The 24,207-nt window shown below is 71.5% G+C and carries 21 protein-coding genes and 1 tRNA gene; 11 read left to right on the top strand and 11 right to left on the bottom strand.

Annotation, left to right across the window (positions count from 1 at the left end):
• Positions 1-3: 3 nt before the first annotated feature.
• Together YU1_RS0107955 and YU1_RS0107950 are read right to left on the bottom strand one after the other, a co-directional pair.
• A complete protein-coding gene (locus tag YU1_RS0107955) occupies positions 4-1,578 on the bottom strand; it encodes a DHA2 family efflux MFS transporter permease subunit (protein WP_029003620.1) in 1,575 nt (524 codons plus the stop codon).
• The gene (locus YU1_RS0107950) at positions 1,578-2,768 is read right to left on the bottom strand and encodes an HlyD family secretion protein (RefSeq protein ID WP_029003619.1); all 1,191 of its coding nucleotides are present in this window, start codon (positions 2,766-2,768) and stop codon (positions 1,578-1,580) included. Before YU1_RS0107950 ends, YU1_RS0107955 begins: the two co-directional genes overlap by 1 nt.
• A gap of 301 nt (positions 2,769-3,069) precedes the next feature.
• On the opposite strand from YU1_RS0107950, the gene YU1_RS28495 reads away from it, so the two are divergent.
• Positions 3,070-3,753 (top strand): TetR/AcrR family transcriptional regulator, encoded by a 684-nt coding sequence (locus YU1_RS28495; protein ID WP_245263261.1) that lies wholly within the window; start codon positions 3,070-3,072, stop codon positions 3,751-3,753.
• A gap of 26 nt (positions 3,754-3,779) precedes the next feature.
• On the opposite strand, the gene YU1_RS34355 is transcribed toward YU1_RS28495, so the two are convergent.
• On the bottom strand, positions 3,780-4,073 hold the full coding sequence (locus YU1_RS34355; RefSeq protein WP_051356615.1) for a DUF1127 domain-containing protein: 294 nt from the start codon (positions 4,071-4,073) through the stop codon (positions 3,780-3,782).
• 102 nt (positions 4,074-4,175) lie between these two features.
• Here YU1_RS34355 and YU1_RS0107935 point away from each other — a divergent pair, with 102 nt between their 5' ends.
• The 3 genes from YU1_RS0107935 (at position 4,176) to YU1_RS0107925 (ending at position 7,623) form a co-directional block, all read left to right on the top strand.
• On the top strand, positions 4,176-5,540 hold the full coding sequence (locus YU1_RS0107935; RefSeq protein WP_051356614.1) for an aminotransferase-like domain-containing protein: 1,365 nt from the start codon (positions 4,176-4,178) through the stop codon (positions 5,538-5,540).
• A gap of 156 nt (positions 5,541-5,696) precedes the next feature.
• Positions 5,697-6,749: a LacI family DNA-binding transcriptional regulator gene (locus tag YU1_RS0107930; protein WP_029003616.1), complete on the top strand. Its 1,053-nt coding sequence runs from the start codon at positions 5,697-5,699 to the stop codon at positions 6,747-6,749.
• Positions 6,750-6,780: 31 nt separating this feature from the next.
• Positions 6,781-7,623, top strand: coding sequence for a TrmH family RNA methyltransferase (locus YU1_RS0107925; protein ID WP_245263260.1), 843 nt, complete (start codon positions 6,781-6,783; stop codon positions 7,621-7,623).
• Positions 7,624-7,712: 89 nt separating this feature from the next.
• On the opposite strand, the gene YU1_RS0107920 is transcribed toward YU1_RS0107925, so the two are convergent.
• A tRNA-Met gene (locus YU1_RS0107920) sits at positions 7,713-7,789 on the bottom strand.
• A 325-nt stretch (positions 7,790-8,114) separates the two neighbouring features.
• Here YU1_RS0107920 and YU1_RS0107915 point away from each other — a divergent pair.
• Complete coding sequence (locus tag YU1_RS0107915; RefSeq protein WP_051356613.1) at positions 8,115-8,699, top strand: DUF6891 domain-containing protein; 585 nt, start codon at positions 8,115-8,117, stop codon at positions 8,697-8,699.
• Positions 8,700-9,293: 594 nt separating this feature from the next.
• Positions 9,294-9,581, top strand: coding sequence for a hypothetical protein (locus tag YU1_RS0107910; protein WP_029003613.1), 288 nt, complete (start codon positions 9,294-9,296; stop codon positions 9,579-9,581).
• Positions 9,582-9,730: 149 nt separating this feature from the next.
• On the opposite strand, the gene YU1_RS0107905 is transcribed toward YU1_RS0107910, so the two are convergent.
• Complete coding sequence (locus YU1_RS0107905; RefSeq protein WP_029003612.1) at positions 9,731-9,988, bottom strand: hypothetical protein; 258 nt, start codon at positions 9,986-9,988, stop codon at positions 9,731-9,733.
• Between the two features lie 4 nt (positions 9,989-9,992).
• Positions 9,993-10,673 carry a hypothetical protein gene (locus YU1_RS0107900; RefSeq protein WP_029003611.1) on the bottom strand — a complete coding sequence of 227 codons (681 nt, stop codon included), beginning with the start codon at positions 10,671-10,673 and terminating at the stop codon, positions 9,993-9,995.
• 219 nt (positions 10,674-10,892) lie between these two features.
• Between YU1_RS0107900 and htpG the strand changes: the two genes are divergently transcribed.
• The 4 genes from htpG to YU1_RS0107880 all read left to right on the top strand — a co-directional run bounded on the left by htpG (position 10,893) and on the right by YU1_RS0107880 (position 15,963).
• The gene (gene htpG, locus YU1_RS0107895; protein ID WP_029003610.1) at positions 10,893-12,791 is read left to right on the top strand and encodes a molecular chaperone HtpG; all 1,899 of its coding nucleotides are present in this window, start codon (positions 10,893-10,895) and stop codon (positions 12,789-12,791) included.
• An 82-nt stretch (positions 12,792-12,873) separates the two neighbouring features.
• The gene (locus YU1_RS0107890; protein ID WP_029003609.1) at positions 12,874-13,725 is read left to right on the top strand and encodes a transglutaminase family protein; all 852 of its coding nucleotides are present in this window, start codon (positions 12,874-12,876) and stop codon (positions 13,723-13,725) included.
• A gap of 127 nt (positions 13,726-13,852) precedes the next feature.
• On the top strand, positions 13,853-15,034 hold the full coding sequence (gene mnmA / locus YU1_RS0107885; RefSeq protein ID WP_029003608.1) for a tRNA 2-thiouridine(34) synthase MnmA: 1,182 nt from the start codon (positions 13,853-13,855) through the stop codon (positions 15,032-15,034).
• A gap of 287 nt (positions 15,035-15,321) precedes the next feature.
• A complete protein-coding gene (locus tag YU1_RS0107880) occupies positions 15,322-15,963 on the top strand; it encodes a class I SAM-dependent methyltransferase (RefSeq protein ID WP_029003607.1) in 642 nt (213 codons plus the stop codon).
• Positions 15,964-16,139: 176 nt separating this feature from the next.
• Here YU1_RS0107880 and YU1_RS0107875 read toward each other — a convergent pair whose 3' ends face one another.
• From YU1_RS0107875 to YU1_RS28490, 3 genes are read right to left on the bottom strand one after another with little or no spacing between them, the layout of a single operon-like run.
• A complete protein-coding gene (locus tag YU1_RS0107875; RefSeq protein ID WP_029003606.1) occupies positions 16,140-18,098 on the bottom strand; it encodes a MacB family efflux pump subunit in 1,959 nt (652 codons plus the stop codon).
• A 1-nt stretch (position 18,099) separates the two neighbouring features.
• On the bottom strand, positions 18,100-19,443 hold the full coding sequence (locus YU1_RS0107870) for an efflux RND transporter periplasmic adaptor subunit (protein WP_425339139.1): 1,344 nt from the start codon (positions 19,441-19,443) through the stop codon (positions 18,100-18,102).
• Between the two features lie 43 nt (positions 19,444-19,486).
• Entirely contained in the window at positions 19,487-21,082 is a 1,596-nt protein-coding gene (locus tag YU1_RS28490; RefSeq protein WP_425339138.1) for an efflux transporter outer membrane subunit, read from the bottom strand.
• Between the two features lie 396 nt (positions 21,083-21,478).
• Between YU1_RS28490 and YU1_RS0107860 the strand changes: the two genes are divergently transcribed.
• On the top strand, positions 21,479-22,162 hold the full coding sequence (locus tag YU1_RS0107860) for a TetR/AcrR family transcriptional regulator (protein WP_029003604.1): 684 nt from the start codon (positions 21,479-21,481) through the stop codon (positions 22,160-22,162).
• 3 nt (positions 22,163-22,165) lie between these two features.
• Here the strand turns inward: YU1_RS0107860 and YU1_RS0107855 are convergent, their stop codons facing one another.
• Complete coding sequence (locus YU1_RS0107855) at positions 22,166-22,675, bottom strand: NADH-quinone oxidoreductase subunit B family protein (RefSeq protein WP_029003603.1); 510 nt, start codon at positions 22,673-22,675, stop codon at positions 22,166-22,168.
• A gap of 10 nt (positions 22,676-22,685) precedes the next feature.
• On the bottom strand, positions 22,686-24,197 hold the full coding sequence (locus tag YU1_RS0107850; protein ID WP_029003602.1) for a hydrogenase large subunit: 1,512 nt from the start codon (positions 24,195-24,197) through the stop codon (positions 22,686-22,688).
• Between the last annotated feature and the right edge of the window lie 10 nt (positions 24,198-24,207).

Below are 24,207 nucleotides of genomic sequence, written 5' to 3'. Positions count from 1 at the left end.
GGCTCAGTGGGCGGGCGCCGCGCCCGCCCCGGCGTTCGGCTTGCGCACCAGGAACACCAGCAGGGCCGCGCCGCACAGGAAGACCGCGATACCGAGGAAGACGTCTGAGAAGGCCATCACCAGCGCGTGCTGGCGCACCATCTTGGCCACCTCCTTGGTGGCCGCGATCTCCGCATTGGTGCCGAGGCGCGCCTGGAAGCCGGCGGTGATGTTGGCGAGCGTGTCCACCACGCCCGGCCGCGACCAGGTCACGGCATCCCGCAGCCGGGCCATGTGGAGGTCCCACCGGCTGTTCAGCACCGTGTTGATGATCGCCAGCCCGACCGCGCCGCCGAGGTTGCGCATCAGGTTGAACAGGCCGCTGGCATTCTTAAGTTGCGAGGGCGGCAGCGTGCCGAGCGCCACGGTGTTGATGGGCACCATGCACATCATCAGCGCCGCGCCGCGCAGCAGTTGCGGCCACAGCATCTCGTAGAAGCCCCAGTCCTTGGTGATGGGCAGCAGCTCGAACGAGGAGACGATGAGGCAGACGAAGCCGGCGCCGATGACCAGACGCGGGTCGAGCTTGCGGCCGAAGATGCCCACCACCGGGGCGAACACGAACATGGCGGCGCCGGTGACGAACACCGTCTCGCCGATCTGCAACGAATTGAAGCCGCGCACCTGCGCCAGGAACAGCGGGTAGAGATAGGTCAGGCCGTAGAGCACGGTGCCCAGCATGAAGGTGAGCACCGAGCCGACGGCGAAATTGCGGTCCGCATAGGCGCGCAGATCCACCACCGGCTGCTTCGCCTTGAACGCCCGGTAGAAGAACAGGATCGCCCCGAGCACCACCATGACCGAGAAGAAGACGATGGTTTCCGACTGGAACCAGTCGTCGCGCTCGCCCTCCTCCAGCACATATTCCAGGCTGCCGAGGAACACCGCCATGCCGATGAGGCCCATGAAGTCGAACTGCCTCAGCAGGCTGAACTCGGGCTTGTCGAAATCCACCAGGAACCAGCACAGCAGCGTCGCCGCGATACCCGGCGGCACGTTGATCAGGAACAGCCAGTGCCAGGACAGGGCGTCGGTGAGATAGCCGCCAACCGTCGGGCCGATGGTCGGCGCCAGCGTCACCACGAGGCCGACCAGCGACATCACCGGCGGCTGGTAGCGCTTGGGGAAGATGGTGTAGGCCGCCGCGAAGGCGGTCGGGATCATGCCGCCGCCGATGAAACCCTGCACGGCGCGGTAGAAGATCATCTGCTCGATGGAGGTGGCGGTCGCGCAGAGCAGGCTCGCCAGCGTGAAGCCGGCCGACGACAGGGCGAACAGGTAGCGCGTCGACATCGCCCGGGCGAGGAAGCCCGACAGCGGGATCATCACCACCTCGGCGATGAGATAGGCGGTCTGGACCCAGGAGATCTCGTCGGCGGAGGCGGACACGCCCGCCTGGATCTCGGACAGCGAGGACGAGACGATCTGGATGTCCAGGATGGCCATGAACATGCCGAAGATGAGCGCCAGGAAGGCGATCATCCGCCGGGCGGTCACCTGCGGCTCGGCAGGCGCCCCGGCGGCCGGCCCGGCCGCCATCAGCGTGCCTCGGCGGTGCGGCTCGGCCCGGTGCGGGTGTCGACGGTCGCCACCACGGACAGGCCGGGGCGGAGCACCCCGCGCTCCAGGTCCGCGAGCGGAACGCGGACGCGAACCGGCACGCGCTGCACGATCTTGGTGAAGTTGCCGGTGGCGTTTTCCGGCGGCAGCAGGCTGAACACCTGACCGGCGGCGGGCGCGATGCTGTCAACGGTCCCGGTGATCGGGTGGTCGGGGTCGGTGTCCAGCGACAGTTCCACCCTCTGGCCGGGACGCAGGTCGCGCAACTGGGTTTCCTTGAAGTTGGCGTCCACATAGGCGCCGTTGTCGGGCACCAGCGCGGCGAGGCGCTTGCCGGCGGTCACGTAGTCGCCGACCTCCACCGCCTTGTTGCCGATGATGCCGGCGGACGGGGCGCGCACCTGGGTGGCGTCGAGGTCGAGCTGGGCCTTGGCGAGCGCCGCCACCAGCTCCTTGCGGGTGCTTTCCGCCTCAGCCTTCTGCGCCTTCAGCACTTCGAGATTGGCCCGGGCCGAGCTGACCGCCGCCTGGGCGGCGACGGTGGCGGATGCGGTCTTGTCGCGGTCGGCCCGCGCGCTGTCCAGCGACTGCTGGCTGGCGAAGGCATTGATGGCGAGCTTGGAGGTGCGCTGGAAATCGGCCGCGGAGCGGGCCTCGTCCGCCTCGGCGGACTGGAGCTGCGCCTTGGACTGGTCGATGGCGGCGAGCTGCGCTTCCACCTGCTTGCCGAGCCGCGCGATGGTCGCATCCTGGGTGTCGACCTTGGCCTTCGCCTGATCCACGGCGACCCGATAGTCGCTGTCGTCGAGCTTCACCAGGAGGTCGCCGGCATTCACGTGGCTGTTGGCCACCAGCGGGGCGACCGCCACATAGCCCGACACCTTCGGGGCGACGATGGCGATGTCGGCGCCCACATAGGCGTTGTCGGTGGACACCATGAAGCGGCCGACGGTCCAGTAGCGGTATCCCCACGCAACCACGCCGGCCGCGACCAGCAGCGCGACAAGGGTGAGGATCACCCGGCGGCGGCCGCCGGACTTCGCCGGCGCGGCCACGGCCGCAGCCGCGCCCTGAGAAGGGGCTTCGGCGACGCGCATGCGCGAGGGCTCGATATTCTGCTCCGAGGTCTCGGGCGAGGGCCCGGACGAGGTCTTGGCGGCCAGGGACATAATGTTTCTTTTCTGAGGCAGATGCTGCCAAACGAACGAAGAGAGGGAGGAGAGCGGGGGCGGTTGCTCTCCTCCCTCAACGCCGATCAGGCCACCAGGTTGCGGATCCGGTGTCTGACCGAACGGTTCGGTCACGTGGACATTGACTTACGCCAGCGAAAAGCACATTTCAAGAGCGTACCGAACCGTTCGGTCAAAATTTCTCCGCTGAGGGGGTGGGAACGACTTCAGCGCCACCGCAACAACGGCTTGCGAATGTCGTTGGTGTGAGGAAAAAGACATCATGAAGGAGATGGATCGATTGACCGTTCCAACGAAAGACACGCCCAGCGGAGCCGGGCAGGACCCGGAGAAGCGCCGCCAGATTCTGGCCGGTGCCCGCGCGGTGTTTCTGGAGCGCGGCTTCGACGCCGCCAGCATGGGCGACATTGCCCGGGCGGCCGGCGTGTCGAAGGGCACTCTGTATGTCTATTTCGAGGACAAGGTGGATCTGTTCGCCTCCCTCGTGACCTCCGAATGCAATGAGACGGCGGAACGCCTGTTCGTGCTCGATGCCAACGAGCCGGATGTGGAGGCGGCGCTGATGAAGCTGGGCGTCTCCTTCGTCGAGGCCATGCTGCGCCCGAGCCACGTGGCCACGGTGCGGACCGTCATCGCCATCGCCGAGAAGTTCCCCGAGATCGGCCTGCGCTTCCTCGATGCCGGGCCTGATTCGGGCATCCGGCGCCTGTCCGCCTTCCTGAAGGCCAAGGTCCAGCAGGGCCAGCTGGACATCGAGGACACCGACGCCGCCGCCAGCCAGTTCCTGTCCCTGGCCAAGGACACCATCCTCGCCCCGGCCCTGTTCGGCGCCGCCGCCAGCATCCAGCGGGCACAGATGGAGAAGGTCGTCACCCGCGCGGTGCGGCTGTTCATGAAGGTCTATGGCGTCCGGCGCGAACCCGCCCTCGCCCCCGCCGACACGGCCTGCAAGGTCGAGGGCTGAACCGCGCCCCTGGCGCGGTCCGCCGCTCACGCCCGCCAGAACGGCTTTTCCGCCTCGCGCCGCGCCACACGCGGATGAACGCCGATGTCCCGCAGCCGGTCGGCATCGAGCTCCGCCAGCGCCCGGCGCGACTGCGCCCGCCAGATCCACAGGCACAGCGTCCGATAGAGCGACCAGCGCTCCGGCGCCGGCATCGCCGCGCCCGGCACGGGCGGCGCCTGGCCGATGGCGCCGCGCGGCGCGGTGGACGCGGCCAGACGGGCGGCAGGCCGGCCGGCGCTGCCGGGGGGCGGGGAGGACGGGCGGACGCGCGGAGCCATGGGGGCCTCCTGGGGCGGATGGCAGAAATTGCCAGCGACGGCTCGCATTCATTGCTCCGACATGATATCGGTGCAATAAATACATTGTACTCGGAGCAATAAATGTCGGATGCCGACGTCCTCAGTCCCGTCCGCGGCGACTACCGCGCCCTGGCCGACGCCATCGCCGCCGACATCGCCTCCGGCCGCCTGCCCGCCGGCACCCGCCTGCCGGCGCAGCGGGAGTTCGCCTATCAGCACCGCATCGCCGCCTCCACCGCCAGCCGCGTCTATGCCGAGCTGACCCGGCGCGGGCTCATCGCCGGCGAGGTCGGGCGGGGCAGCTATGTGCGCACCGGAGAGGCGCCGGCGAGCGGGGCGCTCGGCGAGCCGGTGCAGGCGCCGGTGGACCTGCAGCTCAACTTCCCCATCCTGCCCGGCCAGGATGCCGAATTGGCGCAGGTCCTTAGCCGGCTGATGCGCTCCGGTGCCCTGGCGTCGGCCTTCCGCCCCACCAGCGCCGCCGCCACCCGCGAGGCGCGGGGCATCACCGCCGATTTCCTCGCCCGGGCCGGCTGGCGGCCGGACCCGGCCGGCCTCGTCTTCACCGCCAACGGCCGGCAGGCCATCGCCGCCGCCTTCGCCGCCCTCGCCCCGCCCGGCGAGCGGATCGCGGTGGAGGCGCTGACCTATCCGGCGGTGAAATGGATCGCCGCCCGGCTCGGCATCACCCTGGTGCCCCTGCCCCTGGACGTCCACGGCCTGCGCCCCGACGCGCTCTTGAAAGCCCATCGCGCCGCGCCGTTGCGCGGGGTCTATCTCCAGCCGCAGCTGCACAATCCGCTCGGCCTGTCCATGGATGCCCGCCGCCGGGCCGAGATCGCCGCCGTCCTCAAGGGCGAGGAACTGATGGCGGTGGAGGACGTGATCTACGGCTTCCTCGCCGAGGAGGAGCCGCTGGCGGCGCTGGCGCCGGCCCATACGCTGCTGGTGGACAGCCTGTCGAAGCGGGTGGCGCCGGGCCTGACCATCGGCCTCGTCGCCGGCCCCGCCGCCTGGGCCGAGCGCATGGTGGCGGCGGTGCGCGCCGGCGCCTGGGCGGCCACCGGCCTGCCGCTCGCCGCCGCCTTGCAGATCATGACCGACGGCATCGCCGGCCGCCTCACCACCGCCAAGCAGGCGGATGCGCGGGAGCGCCAGGCCATCCTGCGCGAGGTGTTCGACGGCGCGATGCTGAAGACCGACCCGCGCTCCTACCATGCCTGGCTGGAGCTGCCGGACAGCTGGCGCGCCGACGCCTTCGCGGCGGCCGCCGCCCGCCGGGGCATCGCCATCACCCCGGCCTCGGCCTTCTGCGTCGCCCCGAGCCATGCCCCCAATGCGGTGCGCCTCGCCCTCTCGCCCCCCTCCCATGCGGTGCTCAAGGAGGCGCTGCTGACACTGCATCGCCTCATCGCCGCCGGCCCGATGGAGAGCGAGGTCGAATAAGGCCCTGCCGCCGCATGCCTTTTCCCGCCTCCACCAGCCTGTGCGGCGGCGACGCGGCGGGCTTTCGCCCCGCTCGTTAAATCGTTTAGGATGGGCGCCAACGCCCGGCTTCGACACGCCTGCGGCCGGGATGGAACAGGCCGGGAGGACGCGGGCATGGACGGGGCGGGAGGAGGCGCGGGGCGGGTGACGCTCCAGCGGCTGGCGCGCGAGCTGGGCCTGTCCACGGCCACGGTCTCGCTGGCCCTGCGGGACAGCCCGGTGGTGGCGGACGCCACCCGGATCAAGGTGCAGGAGGCCGCCCGAGCGCGCGGCTACGTGGCCAATCGTGGCGCCGCCTCGCTGCGCACCGCGCGCACCAATATCGTCGGCATCGGCCTGCACGACATCATCAATCCGTCCTTCACCGAGCTGCTCGCGGCGCTGGAGGAAGCCCTCAGCGTAGCCGGCAAAACAGTCCTGCTCGGGGTCAGCCAGGAGGATGTGGCGCGCCAGACCCGGACCCTCGGGACGCTAGCCGAATACCGCCCCGACGCCTTCATCGTCTCCCCCGCCGCCGCCACAACCGTCAGCGATCTCAAGGCCTTGGCGGCCAGCGGGATCGCCGTCGTCCAGGTCACGCGGGAGGTGGAAGGGTCCGGATTCGACTTCGCCGGCTCGGACGACACGGCGGGCGTGAGCCTCGCCGTCGCCCATCTCGTGGGGCTCGGCCACCGCCGCATCGGCATGATCGGCAGCCTGCCCGTCACCTCCACCGGGCGCCGGCGCCTCGCCGGCTACAAGGCCGGCCTTGCCGCCGCCGGCCTGCCGTTCGAGCCCGCTTTGGTGGCCGAGGGGCCGGGCCTGCGCGAGACCGGGCGGGCCGGTATCCTCAAGCTGCTGGCCCTCGATGATCCGCCCACCGCCGCCGTCTGCTTCAATGATCTCAATGCGTTCGGCGCCCTCATGGGGCTCCAGGCGGCGGGACTGACGGCCGGCAGGGATTTTTCCTTAGTCGGCTACGATGACCTACCCGAAGCCGCCCTCTGGCACCCGGCGCTGACCACCGTCTTCACCCGCATCCCGGAGTATGGCCGCATCGCCGCCGGCCTGGCGCTGGCCCGCATCGCCGACCCCGCCCGGCCGGTGGAGCGGGTGCTGCTCACCCCCCGGCTGGTGGTCCGCGATACCACCGCCCCGCCCCCGGCCCGCGCCGGCCGCCCTCGCTGACGCCCTCCGCCTGGGCCCGTATGCTACGTCCATGGACATGGACTTCCCCACTGCGAACACCGTGTCACGCGACACGCCCCGCCTCATCCCCATCGCCGACCCGGACGATCCGCGCATCGCCGACTATCGGGAGGTGCGCGAGCGCGACCTCGTCGGCCGCCGGGGCCAGTTCATGGCCGAGGGCGAGGTGGTGCTGCGCCTCCTCGCCGGGCGCGGCGGCGACGGCCTCGCCTCGGTCCTGGTCTCGCAGGCCAGCCTGCCCCGCGTCGCCGACGCCCTCGACCTTCTGCCCCGCACGGTCCCGGTGCACGTGGCCGGGCAGGCGGTCATGGACCGCATCGTCGGCTTCCACATCCATCGCGGCATCCTGGCCATCGGCCGCGCCCGCCCGCCGGTGAGCGCGGCGGACCTGCTCGCCGGCCTCGGCCCCCACGCGCTGGTGGTGGGGCTGGTGGGCATCTCCAACCATGACAACATGGGCGGCATCTTCCGCAACGCCGCCGCCTTCGGCGCCGATGCGGTGCTGCTGGACGCCGGCTGCTGCGACCCGCTCTACCGCAAGGCGATCCGGGTCTCGGTGGGGGCGAGCCTGATCGTGCCCTATGCGCGCGCGGGCGATGCCGGCGACATGCTCGGTGCAATCCGCGACGCCGGGCTCGAATTGCTCTCGCTCAGCCCGTCCGGCGGCGAGCGGCTGGCGGACATTGCACCGGGCGGCCGGCGGGCGGCGCTGTTCGGCACCGAGGGTCCCGGCCTGCCGCAGGACGTCCTGGCGGCGACGCGCAGCATCGCCATTCCCATGGCGGCGGGCTTCGACAGCCTGAACGTGGCCACCACCAGCGGCATCGTCCTCCACCATCTGGCGCGGCGATGAGGCCGGGCGAGGCGGCGGGCCGGATGGACCGGCGAGATGGGAGCTAAGGAACTGGCTGGGAGGATCTCGTCGCGGCGCACGGCCGAAGGTGGTAGCAGCGGGCGGACTTGAACCGCCGACCTCCGGGTTATGAATCCGGCGCTCTTACCAACTGAGCTACGCTGCCCCGCGCGCCGGCGTGCCGCCAGCGTCCCGAGAGGTGGGCATATAGGAGCGCGGCCCGGCGGGTGTCAAGAAAGGGAGCGCCGCAAACGCGCGGCGGCCACAGGCCGCGGCGCCCGATCGGCTCCGGCGGCGGCGCGGCGGGGCGATCCGCCCCCACGCGCGGCACGCCCCGGTTGCCGCACTCCTCTCCCACACCCGGACGCGGCGCGGCCTTCGATCCGCCCTGCCGCCGCCAAGGTCCCGCTCCAACCTGACCCTAGGCCAATCCCGCGCACCCGCCCCATGGCGGCGCCACAGACGCGGGCACACGCAAGGGAGGACGGGGCTTGAACGGCATAGGGGACACCCAGCAGCAGGTCATCCGCACCACCGTCTGGTCCGGCTTCCTCGGGCCGAACGACATCGAGGGACTGATCGAGGATCTGCGCCTGGAGGCGCCGGAGCTGGAGGAAGCCGCGCTGTGGGCGGCGGTGAACGCGGAGATGGCGGAGAAGGCCAAGGCCGAGCGCGGCTGGCCCGCCACCACCGATTGCGACCGGCTGGACGCCGCCTTCGAGGCGCTGCCGGGCGCCCGCGTCCTGGCCCTGCACAATGCCGGCTTCACCCTGGCGGACGGCCATGCGGACGCCGCCGCCGCGCTCGCCCAGGAGCCGCCCGGCACCTATGTGGGCTATTGCTTCTATCACGCGCAGGACATCGCCCGGGCGCTGGCGGCGGAGCCGCTGCTCATCGCTTTCGACCATGTGGCGGGGGCGGTGCCGGACAAGATCGCCGTGGGCGCGCGCGTCGTGGCGGAACTGAAGGCCTCGGGCCTCACGCCGGTCTGGCCCGGCGATCCCGCGCGGCGGATCGCGCTGGAAGGCTTCACCTGGCGCCGCCGCTTCGTGGAGGGCGAGGCGCTCTGGGGGTGAGGGTCGGCGCCGCACCGGCCCCGACAGCCCCCACGACCGCCCACGCGCGCGCTCCCGCCTGAGGGGAGGGAGAGCGTGGGCCTCTGGCGCAGCTTCGGGCAGCGCAGCTTCGGGAGCGGGCCCGGCGAGGCGCCCCGGACATGGCGCGAAGCAACCGTCCCCCAGGCCGGGAGGGTTTCCGCCCCGGCGCGCGGCCCCGTCCCTCTCCGACAAGCGGAACAGGCGTCAGAGCACCGGCAGAGGACCGGGCGGACGATGGCGGCGGAAGACCGCGTTGGTCGCGGCGCGGCGGCACGGATCCGTTGGTCCGCGATCACATTTCATGACGAGATGTCACGCCTTCGACGCTCATATCCAGTCCTGCTGAGATGAACTGCGGTTCATCAACGGATGCTGATGTATCCTCGCTGGCGATGGCTGACATGGGACGGAAACGGCGAGCGAAGACCTGCGCATCTCATTCCGGAACTACTTTGGAATGCGCCATTTTCGGTCCACCAATCTTTCCGGTCTGGCCGGAGAGGACGACTCTGCGGAACAGAACAGCCGGATTCGCCGTTGAACACTCGACAAACGGACTGAAGGAGTGTTCCCATGATCAGACCCGTTGCCGCCGTTCTCGCCGCGGCGCTGGTGACCGCCCCGCTGGCGCTCATTCCGGTCGCGCCGGCCTCCGCCGAAACCTGGACCGAGGTGCATGTGGGCCGTCCGCCGGCGCCCAACGCGCCGCGCCCGCACCACATGCGGCACGCCCCTCCGCCGCAGGCCTATGCGCCCCGGCGCCACCGGCATTATGTGGAGCCCCGGCCCCGGCCGCCGCACCACGCTCCGGTCTATGGCTATGGCGGCCAGCCGCCCTATCCGGGCTATTACTATCGCTGACCGGCGCCGCGCCGGCCCAGGCGGCCAGTGACCCGAGCGGCCGGTGACCCAAGCGGCCAATGACGGAAGCCCGCGCGCCCCCGATCCGGGGCGGGCGGGCTTCGTGCATTCAGGGGGGCGTGAGGCCCGCCGGGGCCACGCGGGGGCCTTCAGGCCTTCGCGTCGGGGCCGGGCAAAGCGAGGAAGGGGCGCAGCACATGCAGCACCGCGTCGGCGCTGGCATAAGCGGTGGTCTTGCCGCTGCGCGTGGCATCGCCCCAGACCAGCGTGGGGAAGATCCGCTCATAGATGACGGCGGCGACATCCTCGCGGATCGCCGCATGGAGGCCCTCCCGGCGGCTGGGCGCCGCCGGTGCGGGGGTGGGGGCCGGCTGGAGCCAGCCGGCGGGCAGACGAAAGTGGACCATCGGCTCAATACTCCGGCGTGATCGCCCCGAGCATGGCTTCCTTGACGGTCACCAGCGTCGCGGAGGCGGTGCCGATGGCACCGTCGAGCATGCGGCGGCCGTCGCCGATCACGCCCATGGCGCTGCGGAACGGCCCCTTCGGGGTAGCCTCCGGCGCGGGCGGGGGAACGGGCATGGCGGGGCCTGTGGCCACCACGCTCATGGCCAGCGCCGCCCCGGTGAGGGCCGGGTCGCGGCTGTCGCAGGCGCTGCGGCAGCGGTCGAAGCGCTCGACGCCGGACGGCAGAGCGGAGGCGTCCGCCAGCTTGGCGGCCGGAACGGCGCGCGGCCGGGCGGCGGGGAGCGGCGCGGCGGGCAGCACGCTCGCCATCTGGGTGCCGTCCCGGGAAGCGCCATCCTTGGCGCTGTCCTTGGCATCGGTCGCGGTCTTCAGCGCATCCGTCTTCGCAACGTCGGCCTTGGCCGCATCCGTCTTGGCACCATCGGCCGTCTTCTGCGGGCCGAAATCGAATGCCGGCGCGTCGGCGGCGGCGATGGTCTTGACCGGGCGGCTCAGCGTGTCGGGGGGCATCATGTGCGCCAGCGCCAGCGTGCCGAGGCTGAGCGCGGCGCCGACCCCGGTGCGCAGCATCAGGGTCTTCACATGCGACGGCGGGTCCCGCAGCAGACGCACAAGCTTTTCCATCACCCACTCCTTATCGAATACAGCTTCAGTGAACTGCAACTTCTTGGCGGGAGCTGGACCGTAGTTTGTCACCGCGTTTCCGCGCGGGCGAGAATTGTAACGCCGTATGTCCCGGAACGCCGGTCATGGGCGCCCAAATGGCCTCCGGCCCTTGAAATGCGGCGGAGAACGGGCCATCTCGTGACCCGCCCTTGACCGCATCTGAGGACCACACCCGCCATGACGACCGCCGAAGCCGCCGCACCCGAGAGCCGCACCTTCGAGGCCGATGTCGCCAAGCTGCTGCACCTGATGGTGCACTCGGTCTATTCCGACAAGGACGTGTTCCTGCGCGAGCTGATCTCCAACGCCGCCGACGCGTGCGAGAAGCTGCGCTACGAGGCCATCACCCAGCCCGAGCTGCTGGGCGAGGATCCCAAGCCGCGCATCACCTTGCGCATCGACGCCGCCGCCGGCCGCCTGATCGTCGAGGACAACGGCATCGGCATGAGCCGCGCCGAGATGGTGGAGGCGCTCGGCACCATCGCCCGCTCCGGCACCAAGGCGTTCATGGAGCGCATCGAGGCCGCCCAGGCCAGCGAGGGCGCCCAGCTCATCGGCCAGTTCGGCGTCGGCTTCTACTCCGCCTTCATGGTAGCCGACCGGGTGGACGTGATCTCCCGCCGCGCCGGGGCGCAGGGCGCCAGCCTGTGGTCGTCCGACGGCCAGGGCGCCTACACCGTCTCCGACATCGGCGTCGCCGAGGCGCCGGCGCGAGGCACCCGCGTCGTGCTCCACCTCTCAGAGGCCGGCAAGAGCTACGCCGACCGCTTCACCCTGGAGCGCATCGTCAAGGCGCAGTCCGGCCACGTGCCGGTGCCGATCTATATCGTCGAGACGCTGGAGGCCGAGCCGGAGGAGATCGCCGACGGCGTGGCGCTGTGGACGCGCGCCAAGAGCGAGATCTCGGCGGAGGACTATGCCGACTTCTACCGCTCGGTGGCCGGCCAGTTCGACGCCCCGGCGCTCACCGTGCATTTCCGCGCCGAGGGCCGGCACGAATACACCGCGCTGGTGTTCGTGCCCGGCACCGCGCCGTTCGACCTGTTCGACCCCGACCGCGCCGGCCGGGTGAAGCTCTATGTGAAGCGCGTCTTCATCACCGACGACGCCGAGCTGATGCCGCGCTACCTGCGCTTCGTGCGCGGCGTGGTGGACAGCGCCGACCTGCCGCTGAACCTGTCGCGCGAGATGCTCCAGGACAGCGCCATCCTCGCCGCCATCCGCAAGGGCGTGACCGGGCGCGTGCTCTCCGAGCTGGAGAAGCTGGCGCAGAATGACGCGGAGGCCTACGCGGCCATCTGGTCCAACTTCGGCCCGGTGCTGAAGGAGGGGCTGTACGAGGATTACGAGCGCCGCGCCCAATTGCTCGGGCTGGCCCGCTTCAAGACCACCGCCACCGGCACCGGGCCGGACAGCGGGTGGCGGACGCTCAAGGACTATGTGGCGGACTGCAAGGAGAACCAGACCGCCATCTATTACATCACCGGCGACCTCGCCCGCGTCGAGCACGCCCCGCAGCTGGAAGGGTTCCGCGCCCGCGGCGTCGAGGTGCTGCTGCTGCCCGACCAGGTGGACAGCTTCTGGGTGACGGCGGGCGCCGATTACGAGGGCAAGCCCTTCACCTCCGTCACCCAGGGCGCCGCCGACCTCTCCCTGATCCCCCGCGCGGCCACGGACGAGGCTCCGGCCCCGGAGGCGGCCGAGGGGGCGCAGGACTTCATCGCCTTCGTCAAGGAGACGCTGGGCGAGGAGGTGTCCGACGTGCGCGCCTCCGACCGCCTGACCACCTCCGCCGTGTGCCTGGTGGCGCCGGAGAGCGGCATCGACCGGCGGCTGGAGAAGCTGCTGGCCGGGGCCGGGCGCCTCGGCGCGGCGGTGAAGCCGGTGCTGGAGATCAACCCGCGCCACCCGCTGGTGGCCGCGCTCGCCGGCGTCGGCGATGCCGCCGTCCGGGCGGACGCGGCGCGGCTGCTGTTCGACCAGGCCCGCGTGCTGGACGGCGAGCAGCCGACCGATCCCGTGGCCTTCGCCGATCGCCTCATGCGGGTGATGCAGCGCGGCCTGCCGGCGGCCTGACCGGACCTTCCCCACCCGCGCCGCCGGCCGTGACGGCCGCGCGGCGCGGTCGGCGCGCCGAGCCGCGCGGAGCCTTGACCCCATGCGGGTGCGCATCGCCCACCGGACCACCTATCTCTACCACCAGAGCGTCGCGCTCGGCCCGCACCGGCTGCGGCTGCGCCCGCGCGCCGGGCGCGACCTGTCTCTCCTGAACTTCGACCTGACCGTCTCGCCCCCCGCCGCGCTCAGCTTCGAGGCGGACGAGATGGCCAACATGCTGGCCATCGCCAGCTTCACCGGCGCGACCGACACGCTGGTGGTGGAGAGCCGCGCCGAGCTGGACCTGAGCGGCACGGCCGCCGACCCGCCGCCGCTCGATCCGGCGGCGCAGGCCTATCCCTTCCTCTATGCGGCGGCCGACTGGCCGGGCCTCGCCCGCTTCGCCCTGCCCGCCTATGCCGACCCGCAGGGCCGGCTCGCCGCCTGGGCGCGCGGCTTGGTGCGCGGCGCGCCCACCGGCACGCTGGCCCTGCTGGGAGACCTCAACGCGGCGGTGGCCGCCGCCGCCCGCTACGAGGTGCGCCTGGACATGGGCACCCAGGGCCCGCTGGAGACGCTGGCGCGCGGCATCGCCTCCTGCCGGGATTTCGCCGTGCTGTTCGCGGAAGGCGCGCGGGCGCTGGGCCTCGCCGTCCGCCTGGTCTCGGGCTACCTCGCCAATCCCGGCGGCAGCGCGCCGGGCACTGCCACCATGCACGCCTGGGCCGAGGTGTTCCTGCCCGGCGCCGGCTGGCTGGCGTTCGATCCCACCCACGCCACCATGGGCGGCCACAATCTGGTGCCGGTGGCGGTGGGCCGCCTCCTGGAGGAGACCACGCCCATCGCCGGCTCCTACCTCGGCCCCGCCGACGCGCTGCGCCAGATGCTGGTGGCGGTGGAGGTGTCCGCGTGACGCAGAGGTGGGCGGCGCCCTCCTGAATTGCGTCACCGGCGGCCGCGCCTATATTAGGCACGGCGCGGCAACCGGACGTTCATGTCCGCCGCCCGGCCGATCCGCCGCGAGACATGACCCGCAAGACATGACCATCCTGCTGCCTGACCTTGCCGACATCGGGACCGATCCCGCCGCCACGCGCGTGGTGGTGGCCATGTCCGGCGGCGTGGATTCCTCCGTGGTGGCCGGGCTGCTGGCCCGCGCCGGCTTCGACGTGGTGGGCGTCACCCTCCAGCTCTACGACCAGGGCGAGGCGGCCCGCCGCAAGGGCGCCTGCTGCGCCGGCCAGGACATCTACGACGCCCGCGACGTGGCCGAGCGCCTCGGCATCCCGCATTATGTGCTCGATTACGAGACCCGCTTCCGCGAGGAGGTGATCGAGCGGTTCGCCGACAGCTATGCCGCCGGCTTCACCCCCATTCCCTGCGTGGACTGCAACCGCACGGTGAAGTTCCGCGATCTCCTGGCCACGGCGCAGGACCTGGGCGCCTCGGTGCTGGCCACCGGCCATTATGTGGCGAGCCACGCCCTGCCGGACGGCCGGCGCGGCCTGTTCCGCGCCGCCGAGGAGAACCGCGACCAGAGCTATTTCCTCTATGCCACCACCCCGGCCCAGGCCGCCCGGCTGCGCTTTCCGCTCGGCGGCATGAAGAAGAGCGACGTGCGCGCGCTTGCCGTCGAACTCGGCCTGCCGGTGGCGGACAAGCCGGACAGCCAGGACATCTGCTTCGTGCCCGGCGGCGATTATGCCGAGGTGGTGGAGCGCCTGCGCCCCGAGGCGGGCGAGGCCGGCGACATCGTCCACCTGGACGGCCGCGTGCTGGGCCGCCATCGCGGCGTGATGCATTACACCATCGGCCAGAGGAAGGGCCTCGGCATCTCCACGCCCGAGCCGCTCTATGTGGTGGCCATCGACGCCGGGCGGCGCGAGGTGCGCGTCGGCCCGCGCGAGGCGCTGGCGGTGCGCGCCATCCGGCTCGCCGACATCAACTGGCTGGGCGACGTGCCGCTGGCGCGGGCCTGCGCCGAGGGGCTGGACGTGCATGTGAAGGTGCGCTCCACCCGCCCGCCGACCCCCGCGCGCCTCACCTGCGACGCCGACGGCGCGCCGGTGGTGGAGCTGGTGACCGGCGAGGAAGGCGTTGCGCCGGGGCAGGCCTGCGTGTTCTACGATGCGGCGGACGGGGCGGCGCGGCTGCTCGGCGGCGGCACCATCATGCGCGCGGAGCGCGCAATGAGTCATCTGAACGCCGCGCAAGTGGCATAAGGATCGGAGCCGCGCGGATCGATTCGCTCCGGGGCGGCCGGACGGGACCCGCCTCCGGCTGCGGCCGCCCGGCGGATGCGCGGCCGGCGGGACCTCGCCTGTGGAATGGTTGCCGGTGGAATCTTTGCCGGCGGAATCGTTGCCCGGAGGACGTTTCAGGCGTTCTCCATGTTGGAACATGAGGGGGAACGGGCGGCTCGGGTTGCAACCGCGCCGGTCCTCCTGTCGCGGGAAAAGCCGGTGCTGGGTCCGGCCTTCCCGCCAGAGCTGAAGGACGGCGTGGGACAATGGCGGTTCAATACGATCTCGCAGAGCAGAAGAAGGTCTACGCCAAGTGGGCGCCGATCTATGACGCGGTCTATGTGAAGCTGCTGGCCGACGCGCAGCGCAAGGCGGCCAATGCCGCCGCCGCCTGCGGGCCGGACATCCTGGAAGTGGGCGTCGGCACCGGGCTGGTGCTGTCCTATTACCCGCGCCACTGCCGCGTCACCGGCATCGACCTGTCGTTCGACATGCTGGAGAAGGCGGTGGAGAAGAAGCGCGAGCGCCGCCTCTCCCAGGTGGGCCTGCTGGCCTCCATGGACGCCTGCGCGCTGGGCTTCGCCGACGCCAGCTTCAATGCCGTCACCGTGCCCTTCGTCATCACCCTGGTCCCGGACCCGGAAGGGGCGCTGGACGAGATGCGCCGGGTGCTGAAGCCGGGCGGCGAGATCATCATCGCCTCCAAGCTGGGCGCCGACGCCGGCCCGGCCATGCATGTGGAGAGCATGCTGGCGCCGCTGGTGAAGAAGGTGGGCTGGAGCATCGCCTTCAAGGCGAGCCGCCTGCGCACATGGGCCGCGACCCATCCGGACATGACGGTGAGCGACATCTCGCCGGTCTTCCCCGCCGGCTTCTTCAAGATGGTGCGCATCAAGAAGGCCAAGTGAGGAAGAAGGCCATGTGAGGCCGGGCCGGCGCCTCGGCGCCGGACGCCCGCCGCGGCGCGGCTGATCGACCCGGCGTTCGCGTTCCGCGCCGATGCGCGGAGCCGGCTCACGACACGTCAACACGCCCCCTCCCCCGCGAGCGAGGGGGCTGAAACGCCCTGCCCCGCGGAGCACGCTCAGTCGCGCGACAGGGCCACCACCGGGTCGAGGAAAGAGGCGTTGCGGGCCGGCAGATAGCCGAACACCACGCCGATGGCCGTGGACACCGCCACCGCCGCCACGATGGAGGTGGGCGAATAGACCATGGCGAAGCCCGTGGCCAGCGCCGAGACCAGCGCCCCGAGGCCCAGCGCCGTGCCGATGCCGGCGAGGCCGCCGATCAGGCACACCAGCACCGCCTCGATGAGGAATTGCTGGAGGATGTCGCTGCGCCGCGCCCCCACCGCCATGCGCAGGCCGATCTCGCCGATGCGCTCGGACACCGACACCAGCATGATGTTCATCACCCCGATGCCGCCGACGATGAGCGAGATGACGGCGATGGCCGCCACCAGCAGCGTCAGCATCTGGGTGGTGCTGGTGATGGTCTTGCGGATGTCGTCGGTGTTGAGAATGAAGAAGTCCTTGGTGCGGTGGCGCTGGGTCAGGAAGGCGGTGACCGCCTCCTCCGCCGCGCTCGGCTCCACCTCGTCGCTGACCTTGAGCGTGATCGAGCGCAGCGTGTTGGTGCCGAGGAAGCGCGTCTGCACCGAGGTATAGGGCAGGTAGACCGAAAGGTTCGAGCTGGAGCCGAAGCCGCCCTGCTGGGCTTCCGTGATGCCCACCACGCGGCACGGCACGTCGCCCACCAGCAGCACCTTGCCCAGCGCCCCGCCGGGCACGCTGGCGAACAGGGCTTTGCGGGTGTTCTCGTCGATCACCACTTCCTGGGTCCGGCCGCGCACGCTCACCGCGTCGAAGAAGCGGCCGGCGGCGAGCTTGGTGCCCTTGGCGGCGAAATAGGCCTCGTCCACGCCGTTCACCAGCGCGCTCGCCTCCTTGGAGGCGAAGCGCACCGTGGTGCTGGTGGACACCGTGGGGCTGACCGCCGCCGCATAGGGCTGGGAGGCCAGCGCCCGCGCGTCGGCCAGCACCAGGGTCTGCACCTTGGCCGAGCGCACGTCGCCGAAATCCTTGCCGGGGAAGATCTCCAGCGTGTTGGTGCCGAGGTTCGAGATGTTGGCCAGCACCTTCTGCTGGGTGCCGGTGCCCAGCGCCACCACGCACACCACCGAGGCGATGCCGATGATGATGCCCAGCATGGTGAGGAAGGTGCGCAGCCGGTGCGCCAGCATGGACAGCACCGCCATGCGCACCGCCTCGCGCAGGCGGTCGAGCGCGCCGCGCCAGACGGAGGCCTGCTTGCGCGCGCGCGGCACGGTCGGCACCGCCGCCGGCGCCGCCTTGCCGGTGGGCCGGTCGGAGACGATGGCGCCGTCGCTCAATTCGACGATGCGCCGCGCCCGCCCGGCCACCGCCATGTCGTGGGTGACGATGATGATCGTCTTTCCCTCGGCGTTCAGCTCGTCGAGGATGCGCAGCACCTCCTCGCCGCTGGCCCGGTCGAGCGCGCCGGTGGGCTCGTCGGCGAGGATCACGTCGCCGCCGTTCATCAGCGCGCGGGCGATGGAGACGCGCTGCTGCTGGCCACCGGACAATTGCCCCGGCCGGTGGTCGGCGCGGTCGGCGAGGCCGAGCCGCGCCAGCAGGGCCTCGGCCCGGTCGTGCCGGGCGCGCGGGTCCTCGCCGGCATAGACCGCCGGGATCTCCACATTATCCACCGCGTCCAGCTCGGCCAGCAGGTGGTAGCGCTGGAAGATGAAGCCGAAGCGCTCGCGGCGCAGCGCCGCCAGCTCGTCCGCCTCCAGGCTCATCACGTCCCGCCCGGCCACCCTGTAGCTGCCGGACGACGGCGTGTGCAGGCAGCCGAGGATGTTCATCAGCGTGGACTTGCCGGAGCCGGAGGCGCCGACGATGGCCACCATCTCGCCGCGCGCGATGGTGAGGTCGATGTCCTTGAGCACGACCAGCGTGCCGTCGCCGGAGGGAAACTCCTGCCGGACCTGTTCGAGAACGATCAGCGGCGGCTCGCTCATCTCACATCCCCGGCGGCGGGCCGCCACCCGGCCGCTGCGTGGTCGCGGTGCCCTGGGCGCTGCGTCGGCCGGTGACCACCTGCTCGCCTCCGGCGAGGCCCGAGAGCACCTGCGCCGACGCCTTGTCGTTGAGGCCGACGGTGACGGCGCGGGTTTCCAGCGTGCCGTCGGACTTCACCACCTGCACCGGATAGGCGCCGTTCCCCGCCGGCGCGCCCAAAGCGGCGGCGGGAATGATGAGCACGCCCTTGGCGCTGCCCAGCACGATATGCACCTCGGCGGTCATGTAGGTGCGCAGCTTGCCCTCGGGGTTCGGCACGTTGAACAGGCCGTTGTAGTAGATCGCCGAGCTGGTGCTGGTGGACGAGGAGGAGGACGACGACGAGGAGGACGTGGTGGAGGTGCTGAAGCTGCTGTCGCTCTTCACCGATTCCGGCGCCGGCTCGATGGATTCCAGCTTGGCGTGATAGGGCCGGTCCGGCTCGCCCAGGATGGTGAAATAGACGTCCTGGCCCGGCTTCACCTTGACCACGTCGGTCTCGGAGATCTCGGTGCGCACCACCATCGTGTCCACCGCGCCGAGGATGACGATGGTCGGCGCGGACTGGCTGGCGTTCACCGTCTGCCCTTCCTGGGTGACCAGGGACAATATGGTGCCGTCGATGGGCGCGGTGATGCGGGTGTAGCCGAGGTTCACCCGAGCGTTCTCCACCGCCACCTCGGCCTCGGCGATCTGCGCCTCCAGCGAGGCGATCTGCGCCTTGGTGGTGCCGACCGTGGAGGCGGCGGTCTCGAAATCCGCCTGCGAGGTGATGGTCTGGGACAGCATGCGGGTCTGCCGGGCCAGCGTCAGCTCGGCATATTTCAGCGTCACCAGCTTTTCCTCGCGCTGGGCGCGGATGTTGGCGAGGTCCGCCTCGGCGGTGCGCAGGCTGTTCTGCTGGGTGAGCGAATCGATCTCGGCGATGAGGTCGCCGGCCTTCACCACCTGCCCCAGCTTCACGTTCATCCGGATCAGCCGGCCGGAGGCCTGGGCGCCCACGGCGACGAAGCGCACCGGCTTCAGGATGCCGGTGGCGAGCACGCTCTCCTCCACGTCGCCCGTGGCGACGGCGGCGGTGGTGTAGGCGTCCGCCGGGCGCGCGGCGGTGCCGGCGCGATAGGCATAGAAGCCGGCGCCCGCCAGCAGCAGCAGGCCGGCGAGGATGAGCCAGCGCCGCCGCTTGCGCGCGGTGCGCCGCCCGCCGCCGGCGCCGCCGCCCGCGTCGCCACCGAAGTCCGGCGCCGCGTCGGGCCGGGCGGGCGTCGCATCCGGGCGAGGGGCATCCAAATGGGGCGCGTCCACCGGGACTTCATTGCGGGGGGGAAGCCGCTCGGGCCGTGGCATCTCAGCCTCCGAACGGCAGCATGGCGGGAACCGCGGCGGCATCCGGCAGATGCGGGCCGGTGTTCACGTCGATCACCTCCGGTGTCTTGGTGTCCATCCGCCCGTCCCAGCCGCCGCCCAGCGCCTTGTGCAGGGAGATGTAGTCGGTGGCGATGAGCACGCGGCTCTGCAGCAGCGTGTCCTGCGCGGTATAGAGCGAGCGCTCGGCATCGAGCACGTCGAGGAAGCTCGACCCGCCGGTCTGGTAGAGCGCGCGGGAGAGCCGGGCCGCCTCGTCATAGGCGGTGGCGGATTCATCCAGGCTCTTGGCCCGCACCCGCTCGCGGGACAGCGCCACCAGGGCGTTCTCCACATCCTCCAGCGCGGTCAGCACGCTGGAGCGCAGCGCGATGTAATACTGGTCGCGCTGGGCGGCGGCGAGATCGACGCCCGCCTGCAGGTTGCCGCCGTTGAAGATCGGGATGCTGATCGAGGGGCCGAACGACCAGCTGATGGTGGACCCCTTGGCCAGGTCGCCGGCCTTGAGGGCGGTGGTGGCGACGCTGCCGGTGAGGCTGACGCTCGGATAGAGCTGGGCGGTCGCATTGCCGAGGCTGGCGGTATATTGCGCCAGCTGGCGCTCGGCGGCGCGCACGTCCGGCCGGGCGGTGAGGATGTCCGCCGGCACCCCGGCGGCGATGCGCGCGGGCGGCGCGGGAATGGGCTTGCTGCGGTTCATCTGCGCCATCAGCGCGGCGGGCTCGCGGCCCAGCAGCACGCCGAGCCGGTGCACCGACTGGGCGTAGCTGATCTGGAGGCTGGGGATGTCCGCCTCGGTGCTCGCCGCCTGCGCCACCGCCTTGGCCACGTCCACGGCGGAGGCCGAGCCGGCCTCGAACTTGCGCTTGGTCAGCGCCGCCGTCTCGCGCTGCGACACGGCCGTGCGGGTGGCAAGGTCGATGCGGGCCTGATAGCCGCGCGCCTGCACATAATAGGTGGTGACGTCGCCGATCAGCGTCACCAGCGTGTCGCGCAGCTGCTCGTCGGAAGCTTCCAGGGCGCGGGTCGCCGCCTCAACGGCGCGCTTGTTGCCGCCGAACAGGTCCAGTTCCCAGGAGGCGTCGAAGCCACCCTGCCACTGGGTGTCCGTGGTGGTGCCCGAGTTGCTGCCGGTATCCACCGTCACCGTGCTGCTGGTGCCGGAGGAGGAGGTCGTGGTGCCGGAGGTGGCATTCTGCTCGCGGATGACGGAGCCGGAGCCGGTCAGGGTGGGGAACAGGTTGGACGCCTGCTGGGCGCGGGTGGCGCGGGCCTGGCGGATGCTGGACTTGGCGGTCGCCACGTCCAGATTGGCGGCCACCGCCTCGTTCACCAGCGTGTCGAGCATGGGGTCGCGCAGCCGGCGCCACCAGGCGTGCAGCTCCGGCGGCTTCTTCGACTGCGCCTTGCTGGCGGCGTTGAAGGTGAGCGGCATGGCGATGGGCGGCGGCGCGTAGTCCGGCCCGACCACGCAGGCGGCGAGCGCCGGGGCGAGCGCGATCAGCGCGACCGTCGCCCGCAGCCGGGCGGCCAGACGCGGTGCAAAACGGGGCGCGAGGCGCGGCAAGGGGCGCAGCAAGAGGCGGCGCGCGGCGCGCGCCCTCTCACGGGAAGGCACACCAGGGGGTGGAAACGCCAGAGCCATCAATCACCTGCAAGCGCACGCCGGGCTCCGTCCGCCGACTGTCCACCCACAGCCCGCGGCCGTCCGCGACGGCGCGATTACCAAAATCCACATGCCCGAAAGCACGAGCGCGGTTGCGGGACCGCGGCGCATGCCGACATTGAGAGCGGACGCGACGTATGGGATGCGCGCCGCCTGTCGGCTCCAGCCTATACCGGAGACAAATGCTCCGTCCAAGCCGAGACCCTGCCCCTTTGAACCGTTCCACATCCACGGATGATTTACGGAACCGATGGGTACTGATAATAGAGATGGCACGGGACTGTCAATCGGATGCGTGGGGGCGCCGAGATGAGCAAGGTGGAATATGTCGCGCGGGACACGGATGAGCTGAAACCGGCCACTGGCCGGCCGCGCGGACGGCCGCGCACGGCCAGCGACGCGGACCGCCGCGCCGGGATCCTCAAGGCCGCGCTGCGCCTGTTCCAGGCCGAGGGCTACGCCGGCACCACCACCGAGATGGTGGCGGCGGAGGCGCGCATCTCCAAGCAGACGCTCTACCGCCTGTTCCCCAGCAAGGCCGAATTGTTCCGCGCCCTGGTGATCGACCACCGCGCCACCATGCTGGAGCTGCCGCTCCAGCGCGCCGGCCTGCCGCTCGACGAGGCCATCGCCGCCGTGTTCCGCTTCGACCTCTCGCCCGAGGCGGAGCAGGAGCGCCGCGCCTTCGTGCATCTGGCCATGCGCGAGGGCCACGACGTCCCGGAGATCCACGCCATCCTGCGCGAGGCCGGGCCGGACGCGTCACGCCGTATGTTGGCAGAATGGCTGGCCGCCCAGGCGGAGACCGGCGCCATCGTGCTGGAGGACGCGGACAGCGCGGCGCGCATGCTCATGGACATGCTGTTCGGCGCCATGCTGCACTTTTCCGATCCCCGGCACGGCCCGCCCACCGGACCGGCGCGCGCCGCCCGCCTCGTCCACCTCAAGCGCTGCGTGCGCACCTTCCTCGACGGCGTGCGCCCGCGCGGCTAAGGCTCAGCGCCCGAGCAGCGCGATCAGCCCCTTCAGCAGCGTGGCGGGGCTGGGCGGGCAGCCGGGGATGCGCAGGTCCACCGGCAGCACGGCCTCGACACCGCCGGCGCAGGCATAGCTGCCGGCGAACATCCCGCCGTCGCAGGCGCACGATCCCGCCGCCACCACCCATTTCGGCCCCGGCGTCGCCGCATGGGTGCGCAGCAGGGCTTCGCGCATGTTGGCGGTCACCGGCCCGGTGACCAGCAGCACGTCCGCATGGCGCGGCGAGGCGACGAAGCGCAGCCCGAAGCGCTCCAGGTCGTAATAGGCATTGGAAAGGGCGTGGATCTCCAGCTCGCAGCCGTTGCACGAGCCCGCATCCACCTGGCGGATGGCAAGGCCCCGCCCGAGCCGGCGCCTGGCCGCGCCCTCCAGCTGGGCGGCGAGCGCCATGAGCTCCGCATCGTCCGCGGCGGGGGCGGGCTCGGTGAGCGGCCCTTTCAACAGGGCATCCAGCAGCAGCGTGCGCATCGCGCCTCTCCTAAAGGTCCACCCCGGCATAGGCGCAGTTGAACGACTTATTGCAGAGCGGAAAGTCGGCGATGATGTTGCCCTCGATCGCCGCCTCCAGCACCGGCCACTGGAACCAGGACGGATCGCGCAAATGGCAGCGGGCGATGCGGCCCTCGGCGTCGAGCCGCACGAACGCCAGCACGTCGCCGCGGAACCCCTCCACCAGCGCCAGCCCCTCGCACGGCGCCCCCGGCACGGGCAGGTCCACACCGAGCGGCCCCTCCGGCATCCGGTCCAGCATCTGCGTGACGAGACCGAGGCTCTGCTCCACCTCCTTGATGCGCACCCACACCCGGGCATTCACGTCGCCGCCGTCCAGCACCGGCACGGCGAAGGTCAGCGCGTCATAGGGCGCATAGGGCAGCACGCGCCGGGCGTCGAAGCCCCGCCCCGACGCCCGCCCGACGAAACCGCCGCAGCCGAACCGCGCCACCAGGTCCGGCCGGGCGAAGCCGGTGCCCGCGGTGCGGTCCTGCAACGAGGCGGTGCCGTCATAGATGGAGATAAGCTCCGGCAGCGCCGCCCGCGCGGTCGAGACCAAGGCGCGGATGCGCGCCGCGCCCGCCGGGGCGAGGTCCGCCGTCACCCCGCCGGGGACGATGCGGTCCTTCATCATGCGCTGGCCGAAGCCGGCCTCGGCGGCGCGCAGCACCTGCTCGCGCAGCACCGCGCAGGGCGCCAGCAGGCGCGGGAAGGCGGCATCGTTGCACACCGCGCCGATGTCGCCGATATGGTTGGCGAGGCGCTCCAGCTCCGCCATCAGGCCGCGCAGCCACTGCGCCCGCTCCGGCGCCGCCACGCCCAGCGCCGCCTCCACCGCACGGGCGAAGGCGAGCGCATAGGCCACCGTGCTGTCGCCGCACACCCGCCCCGCCAGCGCCGCGCCCTGCGCCACGGACGCCCCGGCCATCAGCCCCTCGACGCCGCGATGCACGTAGCCGAGGCGCTCCTCCAGCCGCACCACCGCCTCGCCATTGGCGGTGAAGCGGAAATGGCCGGGCTCGATGATGCCCGCATGCACCGGGCCGACCGCCACCTCGTGCAGCCCCTCGCCCTCCACCGGCAGGAAGGCATAGGGCGCCGCCTCCGGCGCGCCGGGCCGGGCGGCCAGCGGGCGGGACACCGGCCAGCGGCCATGGTCGAGCCAGGGCCGGGTATCCGGCGCATCCACCGGTGTCAGGCCGAACAGATCGGTGATCGTGCGCTCAAGCCGCTGCGCCGGCGCATGCAGGCGGCCGACCGAGGGAAACGTCCCGTCCGCGCAGGCCAGGCTCGCCACGCCCACCGCACCGCCGGTCGCGTCGAGCAGCGCCATGTGCACCGCGCCGGCGTCGCCCCACAGGCCGAGCAGGGTCCAGCGCCCCTCCGCCAATTGCTGAGCCAGCGCGCACCACAGCGCCGCGTCCACCTCGGCCCGCAGCCAGGGCCGGTGGTCGGGCCGGATGCGGCCGGAGGCGAGGACATTGAAGAGCGCCGGCATGTCCCCCTCC

This window comes from Azorhizobium doebereinerae UFLA1-100, assembly GCF_000473085.1.
GTDB lineage: Bacteria > Pseudomonadota > Alphaproteobacteria > Rhizobiales > Xanthobacteraceae > Azorhizobium > Azorhizobium doebereinerae.
This window is presented reverse-complemented; position numbering and strand designations above follow the sequence as displayed.

Bases quoted from the DNA above. Each gene is read 5' to 3' on its own strand.
- YU1_RS0107955 (WP_029003620.1), bottom strand. From the start codon at position 1,578: ATGGCGGCCGGGCCGGCCGCCGGGGCGCCTGCCGAGCCGCAGGTGACC.
- YU1_RS0107950 (WP_029003619.1), bottom strand. From the start codon at position 2,768: ATGTCCCTGGCCGCCAAGACCTCGTCCGGGCCCTCGCCCGAGACCTCG.
- YU1_RS34355 (WP_051356615.1), bottom strand. From the start codon at position 4,073: ATGGCTCCGCGCGTCCGCCCGTCCTCCCCGCCCCCCGGCAGCGCCGGC.
- YU1_RS0107935 (WP_051356614.1), top strand. From the start codon at position 4,176: ATGTCGGATGCCGACGTCCTCAGTCCCGTCCGCGGCGACTACCGCGCC.
- YU1_RS0107930 (WP_029003616.1), top strand. From the start codon at position 5,697: ATGGACGGGGCGGGAGGAGGCGCGGGGCGGGTGACGCTCCAGCGGCTG.
- YU1_RS0107925 (WP_245263260.1), top strand. From the start codon at position 6,781: ATGGACATGGACTTCCCCACTGCGAACACCGTGTCACGCGACACGCCC.
- YU1_RS0107910 (WP_029003613.1), top strand. From the start codon at position 9,294: ATGATCAGACCCGTTGCCGCCGTTCTCGCCGCGGCGCTGGTGACCGCC.
- YU1_RS0107905 (WP_029003612.1), bottom strand. From the start codon at position 9,988: ATGGTCCACTTTCGTCTGCCCGCCGGCTGGCTCCAGCCGGCCCCCACC.
- YU1_RS0107900 (WP_029003611.1), bottom strand. From the start codon at position 10,673: ATGGAAAAGCTTGTGCGTCTGCTGCGGGACCCGCCGTCGCATGTGAAG.
- htpG (WP_029003610.1), top strand. From the start codon at position 10,893: ATGACGACCGCCGAAGCCGCCGCACCCGAGAGCCGCACCTTCGAGGCC.
- YU1_RS0107890 (WP_029003609.1), top strand. From the start codon at position 12,874: ATGCGGGTGCGCATCGCCCACCGGACCACCTATCTCTACCACCAGAGC.
- mnmA (WP_029003608.1), top strand. From the start codon at position 13,853: ATGACCATCCTGCTGCCTGACCTTGCCGACATCGGGACCGATCCCGCC.
- YU1_RS0107880 (WP_029003607.1), top strand. From the start codon at position 15,322: ATGGCGGTTCAATACGATCTCGCAGAGCAGAAGAAGGTCTACGCCAAG.
- YU1_RS0107875 (WP_029003606.1), bottom strand. From the start codon at position 18,098: ATGAGCGAGCCGCCGCTGATCGTTCTCGAACAGGTCCGGCAGGAGTTT.
- YU1_RS0107860 (WP_029003604.1), top strand. From the start codon at position 21,479: ATGAGCAAGGTGGAATATGTCGCGCGGGACACGGATGAGCTGAAACCG.
- YU1_RS0107855 (WP_029003603.1), bottom strand. From the start codon at position 22,675: ATGCGCACGCTGCTGCTGGATGCCCTGTTGAAAGGGCCGCTCACCGAG.
- YU1_RS0107850 (WP_029003602.1), bottom strand. From the start codon at position 24,197: ATGCCGGCGCTCTTCAATGTCCTCGCCTCCGGCCGCATCCGGCCCGAC.